The organism is Paraburkholderia nodosa DSM 21604 (assembly GCF_000519185.1).
GTDB classification, from domain to species: Bacteria; Pseudomonadota; Gammaproteobacteria; order Burkholderiales; family Burkholderiaceae; genus Paraburkholderia; species Paraburkholderia nodosa.
The window spans coordinates 193,987-208,743 of the sequence record NZ_JAFA01000014.1; the positions used below are offsets into that span (position 1 = coordinate 193,987).

At 60.5% G+C, this 14,757-nt stretch carries 16 protein-coding genes; 4 read left to right on the forward strand and 12 right to left on the reverse strand.

Annotated features, from left to right (window positions below; translation table 11 throughout):
• Window positions 1–334 precede the first annotated feature (334 nt).
• Complete coding sequence (locus A3CW_RS52455; protein WP_154678003.1) at window positions 335–496, forward strand: hypothetical protein; 162 nt, start codon at window positions 335–337, stop codon at window positions 494–496.
• Between the two features lie 396 nt (window positions 497–892).
• Here A3CW_RS52455 and A3CW_RS47155 read toward each other — a convergent pair whose 3' ends face one another.
• Window positions 893–1,513, reverse strand: a complete 621-nt coding sequence (locus A3CW_RS47155; RefSeq protein WP_051481626.1) for an NADPH-dependent F420 reductase — start codon at window positions 1,511–1,513, stop codon at window positions 893–895.
• A gap of 160 nt (window positions 1,514–1,673) precedes the next feature.
• Between A3CW_RS47155 and A3CW_RS0121970 the strand changes: the two genes are divergently transcribed.
• The gene (locus tag A3CW_RS0121970; RefSeq protein ID WP_028205491.1) at window positions 1,674–2,126 is read left to right on the forward strand and encodes a winged helix-turn-helix transcriptional regulator; all 453 of its coding nucleotides are present in this window, start codon (window positions 1,674–1,676) and stop codon (window positions 2,124–2,126) included.
• Between the two features lie 248 nt (window positions 2,127–2,374).
• Here A3CW_RS0121970 and A3CW_RS0121975 read toward each other — a convergent pair whose 3' ends face one another.
• Window positions 2,375–3,307 carry an AraC family transcriptional regulator gene (locus A3CW_RS0121975; protein WP_028205492.1) on the reverse strand — a complete coding sequence of 311 codons (933 nt, stop codon included), beginning with the start codon at window positions 3,305–3,307 and terminating at the stop codon, window positions 2,375–2,377.
• A gap of 196 nt (window positions 3,308–3,503) precedes the next feature.
• Between A3CW_RS0121975 and A3CW_RS0121980 the strand changes: the two genes are divergently transcribed.
• The gene (locus tag A3CW_RS0121980; protein ID WP_028205493.1) at window positions 3,504–4,262 is read left to right on the forward strand and encodes an SDR family NAD(P)-dependent oxidoreductase; all 759 of its coding nucleotides are present in this window, start codon (window positions 3,504–3,506) and stop codon (window positions 4,260–4,262) included.
• A gap of 182 nt (window positions 4,263–4,444) precedes the next feature.
• On the opposite strand, the gene A3CW_RS0121985 is transcribed toward A3CW_RS0121980, so the two are convergent.
• The 3 genes from A3CW_RS0121985 to A3CW_RS0121995 all read right to left on the reverse strand — a co-directional run bounded on the left by A3CW_RS0121985 (window position 4,445) and on the right by A3CW_RS0121995 (window position 7,494).
• Window positions 4,445–6,169 carry a cytochrome c biogenesis protein DipZ gene (locus A3CW_RS0121985; protein WP_028205494.1) on the reverse strand — a complete coding sequence of 575 codons (1,725 nt, stop codon included), beginning with the start codon at window positions 6,167–6,169 and terminating at the stop codon, window positions 4,445–4,447.
• Window positions 6,170–6,340: 171 nt separating this feature from the next.
• Window positions 6,341–7,099, reverse strand: a complete 759-nt coding sequence (locus A3CW_RS0121990; protein ID WP_028205495.1) for an alpha/beta fold hydrolase — start codon at window positions 7,097–7,099, stop codon at window positions 6,341–6,343.
• Window positions 7,100–7,188: 89 nt separating this feature from the next.
• Window positions 7,189–7,494, reverse strand: a complete 306-nt coding sequence (locus A3CW_RS0121995; protein WP_028205496.1) for a putative quinol monooxygenase — start codon at window positions 7,492–7,494, stop codon at window positions 7,189–7,191.
• A 108-nt stretch (window positions 7,495–7,602) separates the two neighbouring features.
• On the opposite strand from A3CW_RS0121995, the gene A3CW_RS0122000 reads away from it, so the two are divergent.
• On the forward strand, window positions 7,603–8,562 hold the full coding sequence (locus tag A3CW_RS0122000) for a GlxA family transcriptional regulator (protein ID WP_028205497.1): 960 nt from the start codon (window positions 7,603–7,605) through the stop codon (window positions 8,560–8,562).
• Between the two features lie 365 nt (window positions 8,563–8,927).
• Here A3CW_RS0122000 and A3CW_RS0122005 read toward each other — a convergent pair whose 3' ends face one another.
• From A3CW_RS0122005 to A3CW_RS47160, 7 genes are all read right to left on the reverse strand, one after another.
• The gene (locus A3CW_RS0122005; protein ID WP_028205498.1) at window positions 8,928–9,929 is read right to left on the reverse strand and encodes an NADP-dependent oxidoreductase; all 1,002 of its coding nucleotides are present in this window, start codon (window positions 9,927–9,929) and stop codon (window positions 8,928–8,930) included.
• A gap of 49 nt (window positions 9,930–9,978) precedes the next feature.
• Window positions 9,979–10,788: an oxidoreductase gene (locus A3CW_RS0122010; RefSeq protein WP_028205499.1), complete on the reverse strand. Its 810-nt coding sequence runs from the start codon at window positions 10,786–10,788 to the stop codon at window positions 9,979–9,981.
• Between the two features lie 106 nt (window positions 10,789–10,894).
• Window positions 10,895–11,503 carry a TetR/AcrR family transcriptional regulator gene (locus tag A3CW_RS0122015; RefSeq protein WP_028205500.1) on the reverse strand — a complete coding sequence of 203 codons (609 nt, stop codon included), beginning with the start codon at window positions 11,501–11,503 and terminating at the stop codon, window positions 10,895–10,897.
• 405 nt (window positions 11,504–11,908) lie between these two features.
• Complete coding sequence (locus A3CW_RS0122020) at window positions 11,909–12,907, reverse strand: LysR substrate-binding domain-containing protein (protein ID WP_028205501.1); 999 nt, start codon at window positions 12,905–12,907, stop codon at window positions 11,909–11,911.
• Window positions 12,908–13,044: 137 nt separating this feature from the next.
• Window positions 13,045–13,980, reverse strand: a complete 936-nt coding sequence (locus tag A3CW_RS0122025; RefSeq protein ID WP_028205502.1) for an ornithine cyclodeaminase family protein — start codon at window positions 13,978–13,980, stop codon at window positions 13,045–13,047.
• A gap of 135 nt (window positions 13,981–14,115) precedes the next feature.
• Window positions 14,116–14,517: an enolase C-terminal domain-like protein gene (locus tag A3CW_RS0122030; RefSeq protein ID WP_081771750.1), complete on the reverse strand. Its 402-nt coding sequence runs from the start codon at window positions 14,515–14,517 to the stop codon at window positions 14,116–14,118.
• 32 nt (window positions 14,518–14,549) lie between these two features.
• On the reverse strand, window positions 14,550–14,757 hold a 208-nt coding region (locus A3CW_RS47160; RefSeq protein WP_028205504.1), incomplete at its 5' end, for an ATP-binding protein.

Here is a 14,757-nt window from a genome sequence, read left to right on the forward strand (position 1 = left end):
ACGACTGCCATCTCCGGTGGGGCTTGCTCGCGCAACGTCCGCAACTCAATCATTGGAGTTCCCGTGAACGCGAAAACTCTCGTCGCCCTTTTGGTCGCATGCTCAGCATCGCTGGCTGCGCCTGCTTTCGCAGGCGCCTACGTACCTGCATCCGACTCTCGCTCCGACAGCGGAGCGCCACCAACGCAAAGCGGTCAAGCGACGCCGTCGCCCTACAGCAGCGTGGTTCACAAGAACCATCGCGGCGTCAGCGGCAGCGCGTCGGCCAGGTCGCAGTCCGGCAAGCGCGCCCCGGGTGGCGACAGCATCGATCCCATGTATCGCGGAGGTTGATGTGCCCGAGGCAGCACGCGAGAAACCCGGCACGCTGATCAGCTCCCGCGCCGAAGCACGTTACGGCCGGGGCGTGGCGGAGATACAGCAGGACGTACACGCCGTGAACTTTTCGCAGGAAATGGTCGATCTTTTTTTGGATGGTGACGGGCAGCGCTGCTAGAGATTGTGCGGAGATATATCGACTCATCCGGCATCGCATTCGAAGTTTCGGTTAGCTTGCAGCCCGCTGAACGGTTCTTCGTCTTCATGTTGCCGAGGCGCTCTCCGGTTGAACGGCCGCCGCGCTTTTACGGCCGAGCAAGGCCCGTGAGGGTCGCAAGTACGCATCCGCTAGAGGTGAAAGTTGACTTCGCTGGTGCAAAGGTGTGAATGACTGGAAAGCGATCTGTAGCCGCCTCATCGAGGCCGGCACCTGAGAGTCGGGTATGGGTCATGTTATGCCTGTTGCATCGCGTGCCCGCCCGGAGATGTTCGTTGCGCCCTGTCGTCGGGCGCCAGGCGGCCAATACACGACATTCACCCGGAGCAGCGCCGACAACGTCGTTGCCCCAACCGGTCAGTCAATCGTAGGTAAGACGAACCGTTCATTGAACGTAAGATTGACGCCCACGAGCGGTCCCCCGGTTTGCTGGAGCCTGCCGCCAACCGCGAGGGAGCCGAGATCGAGGCTGTAGAAACCGATCCCCTCGATCAGGTCGCTCACTAGCTTTTTAGCGTCCGCATCGTCCCCGGACACGAAGAACGCGGTCTTGCGCTTCGACGGCGAAAAGTCCGAGATCCAGGACATCGGAACAGTGTTGAACGCCTTGACGACCTTCGCTCCCGGCGCGAGATCGGCGACGATCTCGCTCGACGTGCGACCGGCGGTGTCGCCTAGCATCAAAGGCTGAATGCTGGCAACGCGGTTGGTCGTATCCACCAGGATCCGGCCCTTCCAGTTGCCGATTGAAAACAACGCTGCCTGCACGTTCCACCATTTGGTGGCAAGCACGACGAGGTCCTGCTCGGCAGCCTCCTGCGCCGTTCCGGCGGCGGCACCGAAACCCAATTCCGCCACAAGCTCAGCGAGCGACTCAGGCCCACGCGAGTTACTAAGTACAACCTGGTGACCAATCGATAGAGCGTGTTTGGAGATCGTCTGTGCGACAGGGCCGGCGCCAATAAAACCAATTTTCATTTCGAAATTCCTTGCTGTCATGGGGTTGACTGTTCGTGGGGTGCTGGCTCGATCCAACAACCGCACTCAACGTACAGGTGATGCTAGCCATCTTACTTGCAAAATACAAGTAAACTAAGAAAATTCACTTGTAACTTGCAAGCGATGTTAAGATCCAGTCATGAAAACGACGTGCAAAGAAGACGTTCGGTCCCATTGCGCAGTGAACTACGGCGTGGAGATCTTCGGCGACAGGTGGTCGCTCCTGATCGTCCGCGACATCGTTTTCACTGGCAAGAAAACGTACGGCGAATTCCTGAAATCGGAAGAAGGAATCGCGACCAATGTCCTGGCTTCCCGCCTTGCCTTCCTTGAAGAGCAAGGAATTCTCGCAAGGGCGCCTAACCCCGACGATAGACGGAAGGACTTCTATACTCTGACCGAGAAGGGTCTGGATCTCATCCCCGTCCTGCTCAACATCGTTCTTTGGAGCGCGAAGCACGATTCGAAGTCGTATATGCGGCGACACAAGGAGTTCGTTGCTCGATTGAATCGAAGCCCCTTGGAGGTGAGCGAAGAGATGAAGTCGTTGGTCCGCAAGGGCGGGTGTTTCTTTCCTGAGGGCGAGCAGTAAGCAAGACAGCAGGTGCGCCCTGTAGTGGACTAGCGTCTGTTGTACCTTGAAAGCGGCCGCTACAGCTTGGGTAGGGTGATCGTCCGCTTCGGATCGGCTACAGCCGACCCGATCGGGCAATAGCCGGCCAGATGCAGTCATGCATACGCACGCTGGGAGTGTCCGCTTCGGACCCGATGGCGACCACAAGCACAGACCTGCGCGCGACTATACGGTCAGGCGCAGACGGTGAAACGCCGCGGCGATATTCACCGGGTTGAGATGTGTCCGATCTCGTCGAGCATCGGCTCCGACCATGCGAACGACGCCTTCATCTGCTCGACTTCTTGCGTCGGCGCGCGTCCGAACAAACGCTTGAATTCGCGGCTGAATTGCGAGGGGCTCTCGTAGCCGACTCTTGCGGCGGCTGCGGCCGCCGTCACCCCGCTTCGAATCATCAGCAGACGCGCCTGGTGCAGCCGCGTGGACTTGAGGTATTGAATCGGCGTTGTATTCGTTACTGCCTTGAAATGGCGGTGAAACGTCGGGACACTCATCCCGCATTCATTGCCCAGCGTATCGACGTTGATACGCTGAGCGTAGTCTGCATGAATGCGGCGCAACGCCCGCGCAATCTGCGAGAAGTGCCCGGTAGTGGCAAGCGATGCGCGCATCGCGTCTCCCTGCTCGCCAGTCAGCACGAGGAAGCATATTTCGCGCACTACGAGCGGCGCGATGACCCTGGCTTCCAGCGGCGAGCCAAGCGCCTCCAGCAAACGCAGCAGCGCGCCCGCAAGCCGATTGTTGATCGGGGTGGAATACATGCCGCGCGGCGCCACAGGCAGTCTCATTTCCGTTGCCTCGACCGTAAGCATCAAGTCCGTGGTAATACCCGGATCAAGACGTAGTGCGACCGCGAGCAGTGGCTCTTCGGGCGTAGCTTCCGTCTCGGTTGAGAATGGCAACGGCACGGAAAGCACCAGATAGTGGCTCGCATCGTAAAGGTAAACATCGGCTCCAAGGAAACCACGTTTGCGCCCCTGGCAGACGAGAACGATGCTCGGCTCGTACAGGACGGGCGTGCGACCCAGTGCGCGATTCGAGCGCATGAAGCTGACTCCGGGCAGCATCGAAGCGGTGAATCCCTCGTTTGGCGCGAGCCGCTCGATCAACCCGATTGTTCGTTTTTGCCGCGCAAGCATGCTTTTTCCTGTGCTGTCGTTACGTAGTGGTAGTCACAATAACCGATACGCGCATTCGCCTCCTTCATTTGATACTTTTAGGCAAGGGTGCGAGAACGGTAGCTATGTTTCCGCATGTCCGGCGCACGTACATTTCCTCCTGCGGTTTCGAGCCGATCGTCAGCTTGACGAACAATCCAACTTTGAGGAAAGAGACATGTACGGTACTGAAGAAGTCGAAGGCAAGGTCGCCATCGTCACTGGCGCGGCAAGTGGCATTGGGCGCGCGATCACGGAACTGCTCGTGGCGCGTGGTGCGAAAGTGTTGGCAGAGGATATCGACCCCGCGGTCGAGTCGCTAGCGGGCCCCAACGTCGTGCCGCTCGTCGCGGACATCTCCGCGGATGGCAGTGCCGAGAAAGCCGTTGCGCTCGCCATCGAACGATTCTCGCAGCTAGACCTGCTTGTGAACAACGCGGGCATCATCATCAACAAGCTCGTGGTGGACATGTCGCGCGCCGATTGGGAGCGTATCATCGACGTCAATGTAACCGGTGCCTTCCTGCACTCACGCGAAGCCATGAAGGCAATGATTCCCCGGCGTTCAGGCGCTATCGTCAATGTGGCTTCCTATGCGTCGTACTTTGCATTCCCAACGATTGCGGCCTATACCGCGTCGAAAGGTGCGCTTGCACAGCTCACCCGAACCCTTGCGCTAGAGGCGATAGGGCACGGAATCAGAGTGAACGCTGTCGGCTCCGGCGACGTACTCACGAATATCCTCAACACCGTGGCGGCGGATGGAAATGGTGTCGCCGCTCTGGCCGCTCACGGGGAGAGCGCGCCTATCGGGCGCGCAGCCGATCCAAAGGAAATTGCAGAAGTTGTGCTGTTTCTTGCCTCCGCGCGAGCCAGCTTCATGGTTGGATCGGTCGTGATGGCAGACGGCGGGATGAGCGTGAAGGTCGGTTCATAGCGTAGACGTCGTAGAAAGTGGAAACGGCGAACGACCGTGATGGTGAGTCCAGGTACGAACAGACGCAAACCGAGGACACAGGTGCAAGCCAGTGCGATGCGGTTCATTCCATACTCCTTGCGTGACAGTCGAAATCAGTGTGAAGGTGGGACATGAGGCCCTTCTCGTGCCAAAGGTGGGACTCAGCCGAACGTAAACGCGTAAGCCAGCACGCCAGGTTCAAGGAACGTGATTTCGAAGGTGCGTTCGCTGTTGCCGTTTGCCTGCCGCACGAGCTGGTAAAGGCGCTGTCCGGTGATCGTGCCGTAACCATCCGCATCGATGTCCGTGCCCCGGTCGGCGCCCGGCGCCTTGCCGTCGATCAGCACGCGAAAGCGCACCGGATGCCCGTCGCGGCCGAGCCCCAGCACCAGATGCAAGTCGCGGCCATGGAAGCGATAAACAATGCGTCCGTCAGGGCTGTCAAGCCGGGCGCTTTCGTCGCCCACCAACCAGCGGCCGTCGAGCGCCCACTGGTTGGCCGTCAGGGTCTGGGGCGCGTGATACGTGGCAGTCTCGTCCTGCGCCACCGGGCCACCGGCGAAGTTCTGTGCGCGTGCGTAGCCGACGTAGGTTTCCGGCGAGCGATTGGCATCGCCGGAGCCGGCGGCGGCCTGTGCGCCCTGCGCGACCGGTTGCACGTAGCCGCCAGGCAGGTCCGTCTGGCCGGCCTCGGCGAGCAGCCGGCGAATCACGTCCTCGCTTTGCTTGTAGTCGCCTTCGCCAAAGTGGTGGTGACGAATATGCCCCTGCGGGTCGACGAAGTAATGCGCGGGCCAGTACTCGTTGCTGAAGGCCTTCCAGATGGTGTAACTGTTGTCGATTGCGACCGGGTAGCCTACGCCAAGGTCCTTCACGGCGTGGGCGACGTTGCCCGGATCCTTCTCGAACGCGAACTCGGGCGCGTGCACGCCGATCACCACCAGGCCGTAATCCTTGTACTTGTCAGCCCAGCCCCGCACGTACGGCAGCGAACGGATGCAGTTGATGCACGAGTAGGTCCAGAAGTCGACCAATACCACCTTGCCGCGCAGCGACTGCGCCGTGAGCGGTGGGCTGTTGAGCCATTGGGTGGCGCCATCGAGCGCGGGCAAATCGCCTTCCACCGGCAACGTATCGCCGGCCTTCACGGCGAGCTGCACGAGAGGCGCGGGACGCACCGCGTCGACCAGCTTCTGTTCGACGCCCCCCGTGCTGGCCAGCGACACGCGTGTCAGCAGCCCGGTATCCAGCCCCAGCGCGATGGTGGCCACACCCGCCAGCACCAGCACGCCCAGGGCGCGACGCACCCATTCTCCAGCGCCCAGCGAGCGCTTCATCACGGCGAAAACGCGCCCGCCAATCAGCAGCGCCAGCGCGAGCGAGGTCGCCGCGCCCGTCGCGTAGGCGAGCAGCAACAACGTTGTCCGTACGCTGGCGCCTTTGAGGGCCGCGCCCGTGAGCAGCAAGCCCAGAATCGGGCCCGCACAGGGCGCCCATAGCAGCCCCGTGGCCACACCCAGCCCAGCCGCCGAGAGTACCGAATCGCCCTGGCGCCCGGCGTGTTCGGTGAGCTTGTTGCCAAGCACTACGAACGGACGGGTGATCCGTTCGGCGACACGCTCCGAGAGCAAGGTCAGGCCAAGCACGGCGAGCACCGCCAGGGCGGCGAAGCGGCCATACTGGTTGGCGCGCACGGCCCAGCCGCCGCCGACGGCAGCCAGCGTGGCGACCACGGCAAAGGTTAGCGCCATGCCCACCAGCATCGGCAGTCCATTGCGCGCGAACGGGCGGTCTGCCCGCGAAAATACGAAAGGCAGCACCGGCAGGATGCACGGACTGAGGATGGTCAGTGCACCGCCGAGGTAGGCAAGAAGCAGTAATAGCATGGCGGCAACATCCGTGAAGGTTTGCGGTTATGTCCCGATCTGAGTGGCGTACACCCGCGATTGCCGTGATTTGACAGCCAGCGTGGGTATCCGCGAAGGGCCGGCCCGACTCGCGACAGTGCCGGCCGTCGGCGCCAAGCCGACAGGCGCCCCCATCGAGACGATTACCGGTCAGTTCGTCGACTTCGCCGCGGCCTCGATCACTCGCACGACCGCGGCCGGCTGAGAGATAAAGACAGCGTGGCTTGCGCTCACCTCGGTCACCTTGGCACCCGAGCGTTGATACATCCAGCGCTGAAGCTGTGGGCTCACCATATGATCCTGGGTGGTTAAAATCGCGTAGCTGGGCTTGGTTCGCCATGCCGCCACAGAGACCGGCGCTCCCAACGCTTTCTCGGCGAGTTGGTCCTGCGAGTCCGCCAGGAATTGAGCGTCCAGGGGCGAGACGTCCGCTGCGAAGTTCTCACGAAATTTCGCAGGCGGGAGGAAGAAAAACTTGTCCGGCGTCGCCCGCATGGCGTCGTTGGGCGCGGCGAACTTCTGCAACAGCTGACCGCTGGCTTCGCCGACGTCGGGTTGCAGTGCGGCCACATAGACGAGCGAGCTGACCTTCGGATCGGCACCGGCCTCCGTGATCACGGAGCCGCCATAGCTGTGGCCGACCAGCACCACCGGGCCCTGCTGCTGATCGATAACGCGCCTAGCGGTATCGACGTCTTCGGCGAGGCCCGTGAGCGGCTCTTGTACGATCGTCACGTGGTAACCATCCTTGACCAGGAGGTCGTGGACGGCCCGCCAGCCGGAGCCATCCACCAGTGCGCCGTGGACAATGACAACATCTTTCGCAGCCGCCTTTGCCTCAGCGTGAGCCATCGTGGCGCCAAGCGCAATCAGGGCGGCAATCATCAGCTTGTTTCGCAATACGAACATTTTGCACTCCAAAATTGGTAGCAGTTTCCCGTCGTTTCGTGCAATCGCGCTTGACGGGTGAGACTTGATCGGTGATAGCTAACCGTGAATCAGGGTAGCCTGTTCTTCATGGCCAGAACGTCGATCGGTTCGACAGACGGAGGGCCGGCCAGCATCTCGTCGGCCCGCGCCATCAGGGCGCCGGCCATACTCCCGTGCAGGTGTGCCTGGCGGTCCTCTTCGCTCGCAAAGGCGTCAAAGACGCCGAACGTCGTCGGTGACAGCCTGAGGGCGAACCAGATCGGCGTGGTCGCCTCCCGATTCGTCAGTTCCAGGCCGGCGTCGAGGAAGTCTGCTACCGCCTGCTCCTTGCCCGGCTTGGCTTCGAGTCGTACGAATAGTGCTTTCTTGATCATCTTTGCTCTCCAGTTCCGCGTGATCCATTCACTCGGTGAGCCACACTTTACAAACGGAGCGCCAGGGAGAATACTGTCTCGATCGACAATTTTGGTATCGATTCTGCCATGCGAATTTTTGTCCTCGCACTCGAGGGGGTGTTCGACACCGGCCTCACCACGGTGCTCGACGCCTTGACGACGGCCAACGAACTGGCGCGCGCGACTGGGATGGCCACACCGGGCTTCGAAATCACCGTTGTGGGGATGCGGCCAGAGGTGCGCACTGCGCTTGGCCTGCAGGTGCCCGTGCGCGACATGACAGACGCCCCCGCCCCGGACTGGGTCGTCGTGCCGGCGCTCAACAGGACGACGACAGACCTGCTCGTGCCGTCGCTCGGCCGGGCTGATGTGGTCGATGCGCTAGACGCATTGCGCTTGTGGCACCGTGCCGGCGCCCGTCTGGGCGCCGCCTGCACCGGCACGTTCGTGCTGGCCGAAAGCGGCCTGCTCGACGGGCGCGAAGCCACCACCACCTGGTGGCTCTCACCGGTGTTCCGGCAGCGTTACCCCGACGTGCACCTCGATGTGCATCGCATCGTCGTTCCCAGCGGCGACACGGTGACGGCGGGGGCCGCTCTGAGCCATCTCGACCTGGCGCTCTGGTTGATCCGCAACAACAGCCCGGAGCTTGCGGCGCTCGTGGGCAAGTACCTCGTATTCGATTCGCGGCCGTCGCAGTCTGCCTTTGCGATCTCCGATCATCTGGCCCATTCGGACCCGCTCGTCGAGCGTTTCGACCGCTGGGTGCGTGAACACCTCGACACGGCCATCGCCCTCGACAACGCCGCCGAAGTATTGGCGACCAGCAAGCGAACGTTGACGCGACGTCTAAACGAGGTGCTCGGTAAAACGCCCGTCGAATACATACAGGATCTGCGGGTCGAGCGGGCCGTCCATCTGCTGAAGACGAGCAAGCTCAGCGTAGATCGCATCGCCGAGCAGGTCGGCTACGCGGACGGCGTGACGCTGCGCACGCTGCTGCGACGGCGGATCGGTAAGGGGATCCGTGAGTTACGGGCGTCGTGAATCTTATCGACTATTGGAGTATGCCGGTGGCCGTGCGTGACCGGTCCCACGGGAGGATTTGCCAACTGAGGCGGAGGCGCGAATGACGGCTTCACCCTGCAAACGGCCGCCATTCCGACGTGAGCAGGTAAGACCGCTTCGGGTCGACTATGGAAGTTTGTAGGTGAAGGCGATCCGCTGCGTATGGCCTTCCGATGGATTTCCCGGTCCGGCCATGAGCCGCCGTTCCTCCTGGTTATTCTGCGAACGTTTGAAGGGCCTCTTCACAACTGACAGCGGACAGTGACCTCCCACGTTCCGAGGAGATATTCACCGTCCAGCAAGTGCCGTTGCCTCCGCGTGGAAGCGAACAGAGGTTCCCCCTTCTATCGGATATTGATAACGACCTTACCCTTTGCACGTCCGGTTTCGACGTAAGCCAATGCCTCTCGCGTTGATTCGAACGGGAAAATACGGTCGATCACAGGCTTTATCGCAGCTGCGTCGACGAGCTTGGCGATCTCGGTTAGCTGGTCTCCGTCGGCACGCATAAAGAGGAATGAATAGCCTACATTCCGACGTCTTGCCGCCTTTCGGATGCGATAGCTTAGAAGGCGCATCGCCGCTCTCAGGAACCAGGTGGCACCCATCTGTCTGGCAAATTCGGGATCGGGCGGACCCGCGATTCCGATGAGCTTGCCACCCGGCTTGAGCACTTGCAGTGATTTTTCGAGCGTCTTTCCGCCCTGCGTATCCAGCACAACATCGCAGTCTTTCAATACAGCGGCAAAGTCGTCCTTCTTGTAATCGATGACAACGTCCGCACCGAGCTGCTTCATCAATCCCGCATTCGCGGCGCTCGCTGTCGTGGCGACGGTCGCACCCAGGTGCTTCGCCAGTTGAATGGCAAAGGTGCCGACGCCACCCGAGCCCGCGTGGACGAGTACCGTCTGCCCTTTCTTCAGTTGTGCGCGTTCGACCAGCGCCTGCCACGCCGTCAGGCCCACCAATGGGATTGAAGCCGCTTCTTCCATACTGAGCACCTTGGGCTTGAGCGCCACGGCGTCTTCCTTGATCGCGATGAATTCCGCGAAAGTGCCGATCCGGTCTTTGGGCGGTCGCGCATACACCTCATCGCCCGGCTTCAATCGCCGCACGCGTGACCCGACGCGGACAATGGTCCCAGCCAGGTCGTTGCCCAGAATCAGCGGCAAACGGTAGGGCAAAATCAGCTTGAACTGTCCGTCCCTGATCTTTGAATCGAGCGGGTTCACGCTGGCGGCGTGAATCTGGATCAATACGTCGTCCTCACGCAGTTCTGGAACCGGCATATCGCCGGCTCGTATGCCATTCTTGCGCCCATATCGATCGACGACGAATGCCTTCATCATGGTTCGTTGTTCCTTGCCAGTTTCTCGTTGCGTGAAGTAATGCCATCTACGTTGTGAGCCGCAGATCTTTGCGAATGCCGGCGTCCACCAGGCCCACAGGGGCAAATCTGCGTAGCAATCGGAGACGGCCGGCGAGTCCTCCCGCTGCATAGCGGAGTTTCGGACGAGCCGCGAGAGCGGCCTGCAATACGGTTTCGGCCACAACCTCAGGGCCGTCAGCGCTTTCGACTACCTCCTTGACTCGCTGATCCATGGCTACGCATACCTCGCGGTACGCGTCGAGGGGGGCGTCGGGCGGCATGAAGTTCGTGTCGAACGCCGTCTTGATGTAGGCAGGCTCGATCACCGACACCCGAATGCCCATCGTGCGCAACTCGTGGTCGAGCGACTCCGAATAACCCGCTACCGCGTGTTTGGTGGCGGTATACAGCGCCATATAGGGCATGGGCAGGAAACCCAGCACAGAGCCGATGTTGATGATGCGCCCGCGACCTTGATGCCGCATATGGGGCAGCACGGTACGCGTCATGCGGATAATCCCGAAGAAGTTCGTGTCGAAGATCGTACGCGCCTGGTCAAGCGAACTTTCTTCGGCAGCAGCTGGGGCGACGCCGAAGCCAGCGTTGTTCACCAGCAGGTCGATGCGGCCGTGCAGGCGCAGCACTTCCTCGACGGCTGCTTCGACTGATGCATCGCTGGTCACGTCCAGACACAGCATCTCGAATGTCCGCTGGCCGGCTTGTACGCTACGTCGGCTGGTGCCGTAGACCTTGTACCCGGTCTCGGAAAGGCGGTTTGCCGTGGCTTCACCGATGCCAGATGAGGCGCCCGTAACGAGGGCTATTTCGCTTTTCATCATGTCTTTCCGGTAGCGAGAAGTGTGTTTACATGGTTAGATGAGCGCCATAATATGATGTTCATCATATTTTTGATCCAACGAAAACGGCCGCCGGGCAAACGGATTACTCATCAGCGGGTGCGAATTTATTCAGTGCGGCTTCGAGAAGACTGTCCGACAGTTTGGGGTCGTCGACGGCGCGCGCCAGCACCATGGTGCCGACCATGGTGGCAACGGTCAGAAGTGCCTGCTCATGTGCGCCCGGCTGCCCCCAATCGGGCAATTGCCGGGCGACGACATCGATCATTTCCTTGATGCGGCGGGTGGCCGCGCGGCGCACGACTGGCGCCTGGCGCGGCATCTCCGAGCCAAGGGCAGAGACCGGGCAGCCCGTCTCTACGGCGTCACGGTGCTCCTTCGACAGATAGGCGCGCACCATCGACGGCAATGCCTGCTCCTGCGGCACGGAAGCGGCGATTTGCTCCGACAACGCCACGGCCTGAGCACCAGCGCGGTCGGCCGCTTCGGCAAGCAGCACCTCCCGCGATCGAAAGTGTGCGTAGAAGCCGCCATGTGTCAGGCCAGCCTCCTTCATGATGTCGGCCACTCCCGTCCCGTCGTAGCCACTGCGCCGAATCGCGCGGGCGGCAACTTCGACGATGCGCTCGTGCGTGATTTCCTTGCGGCTAGCGGGTTTTCGACTGGATGATAATTTTTGCATGATGCTCATCATATACCACTTCGGCACAATTTGCTGCACGAAGCAATCTCGACTAGTTCCAAGGCTTCCACCAGGCGGCGCCAGCATTCGCAACTCTCTTCAAAACACAGAGTTCGGGGTCGGCGTTTCTCGGTGGTCCTGGACGGTGATGCTGTCGCTTGCCGGCTAACAGCCGCGAGGACAGGAACTAACGACTCCTCTTGCGGGTTGCGCTGGTGTGGCCGCTTTGCCTTGGAAGCAGGCATACAGGCTACGAGGCATTAAACAGCAGGTCAGGGTCGCCTGCGCGCATACGCGTCGGACCGTAAGCGGCGGCCAGGAAGAGTCATTCGCCCGCAGCTTCGATCGGACATTAGGGCGACGGCTCAGCGCGAGCGACCGGACGTTCAACGGGTGTAGATCAAAGACTCGGACCAACTATTCGCGCGCTTCCTCCGGCTCGCGCCAACTGGACAGCATCTCCTCGACCTCCGTCGCGATCCAGACTCGGAAAAGCTGGTATTCCGCTCGTTCCAGGGCGCTCCTGTGCGTGACCAGGTAGTGGTGCCTGTCATGGAAGACCAGACATGCTTCAACGGGTCTTACGAGACGGCCGTCTTCGACTTGGCGGTGAACCAGATGGTGCCACCCCAGTAACGTGCCTTCGCCGGCTTCCGCCTGAGACACAAGTAGGCAATAGTCGTTGCTTTCGAAATTTTCGCCTTCCATGACCCGCCCTCCGACATCGCCTTGCTGGAACCAGTTTCGCCACACACGCCAGTCGACGTGCTCACCGAGATGGGTTCGGCCAAGGGGGGAGAGGTTCAGCGTCGGGTGCTTGAACAAATCAAGCGCCGAAAGGTTTTTCCCGCGGTAGTTCTCTTCGAAAAACTGTTCGCTGCAAACGGGATATACGATGTCGTGGAAGAGTCTTTCGACCGAATATTCCGCTTCTCGCGGCGGGTTTTTAGTAATTATCACGTCCGCATCGATGAGTCCGTCGAACTCCTTGTAATGATCGGTGACCACTACATGAAGCCTCACGTGTGGAAACTGTTTTCGGAACGCCGCAAGGCGGGGNGCGAGCCATAACGCGGAGAATGCATGAGACACGCAGATGATCAGTACACTTCTTCCATGCCGGCGCAGCGCTTCGACCGACTCAGCGATGTTCATGATGGAAAGGTAGGACGCGTTGTATAAAATCCTGCCGGCCTCCGTGAGCGCGATATGTCGTCCTGAACGTTCGAAAAGAACGATGTCCAGCGAATCCTCCAGCTCCTTGATCTGACGACTTATCGCCGCCTGAGTGACACAGAGAACTTCAGCCGCCTGTGTGAAACTCTCGTAGCGCGCGGCCGTCACAAAGCACCTCAGCGCTCTGAGCGAAGGCATCTGGGCGAGCAACCGGTCGGCGAAAGGCCGCATTTTCGGCATGGTCTAAATCCTTCTGTGGCCAAATCCAGCACGATAGTGCCGCACAGTTGTAGCGTCCGACGCGACACAGAGCCGATAGACGTTCCTCGTCTCGTTGAACTTCTTCTGGCGAACGGAGCAGGTCTTCGGACCTGCCCTTATACGCCGGCGCCCAGTTCTTTGGCAGCCGCTAACGCTATAAGAAGGTCCAGGTGCGCGCCCCCGGCGTTCTTGAACACGGTCGCCTTTCCGCTTCGTTTTGGCGCAGCCTGAGCCATTTCGAAAAGATCGCCCTTGATATCGCTTAGAGCCAGCGAGCCGTTGGCAATGGCTTGCATGATGTCTCCAGACTCGACTGCTGTCTCTCTGAAGTCGACGAAAACGTCAGATTGTTCAATCACGTCGTCATCAGCCTCGCGCATGTCGGGCCGGTATCCGCCGACCAGATCGACATGTGTGCCGGGTTTCAAGAACCGACCCTTGATGAGGGGCCTGACGGTACCGGTAGCCGCGGAGATGATATCGGCCTGTGATACCGCGTCGTTGACATCCGTGACCACGTCAATCGTCCGGCCAAGTGGCATCAATGATTGAGCGACGCTACCGAGCTTCTGCGGAGTGCGGTTCCATAGCATGATCCGCTCGATGGATGGCCTGACATGGACATGCGCCTGCACCAACGCGAGCGCGATAGGTCCTGCTCCGATTACGAGCAGGCTCTTGCTGTCGTTGGCGGACAATATTGACGATGCCAGCGCCGAGTCTGCTGCGGTCTTCCAGCGCGTGACTTCCGGGCCGTCGAGTATGCACGAGATGGATTTTTTCTCCTCGTCGATCACCACGAAGATGGCATCCTCGGTCGGCAGTGGTGTTTCTCTATGTGCATTTGGAGGAAAGATGGAACAGACCTTGACGCCTGCCCCGTAGCCGGGAAGCACGACGCCTCGCGAAAACACGCTGAACGGACCGCTTTGAAGGAGCAGATCCTCAGTGCGAGGCCGCGCCCCGCGGTGACCGTCACGAAGTGCCTCAATAGCGCGCTCCCACGTCATGACTGAACGAATATCTCGCGCGGACAACATCACTGCGCTCATCTGGTCACTTCCTCTGTCTTTGCGAAAGTCCGGTTCTCGAACCAATGGTCGAGAGGCCACTTCTGTGCAGCGGTGGTGAGAGTAAGCACTCGATTGCGAAGACAATCGAGCGCTTCACTGCGTGCGCGGTCCGTATTAAGCCGATTGACCGATGACGGCAACAGGATCACCGAGAACGTCCATTTTTGGTGAGACGCCAAGACCCGGCTGAGCCGAGACGGCCATGTAGCCGTCGTTCAGTTCGGGTCCCCCCGAAGCGACAGTGATGCTGTGGTACTCATGGAACGCCGACGACTGGAAGTGAAAACCGGATGGCGTCGAGTGCGCGAGATGGCAAAGCGCGGCAGTCGCAATTTCTCCGCCCCACGAGTCTTCGATTGTCAGCGAAATTCCCATGGTCACGGCGAGATCCCGAAATTGCCTGGCCTTCGTCAGACCGCCTACGCGACTCACCTTGAGATTGACCACGTCCATCGCGCGGTCCTGGCAGCCACGCATAGACGGCGTCAAGCAGCACGGCCGGTCAGCGACAACCATCTTGGCCGGTCGACGGGTGTAGTTGTCGCTGGTTAAGAGGCCATGGTTGTCGCTCCTTCTTCGTAGTTGTCGTTGGGTAATTGTCGTCGGCGCGCGCTCTGTTTGTCGCTGGCCTTACGGCGGCGATAGCTCTCAACATTCAGCTCGAAGATCGTCGAGTGATGCACGAGCCGGTCGATGGCGGCAACCGTCATGCCGGGGTCGGGGAACACGTCATTCCAGCCAGAGAACGGCTGATTG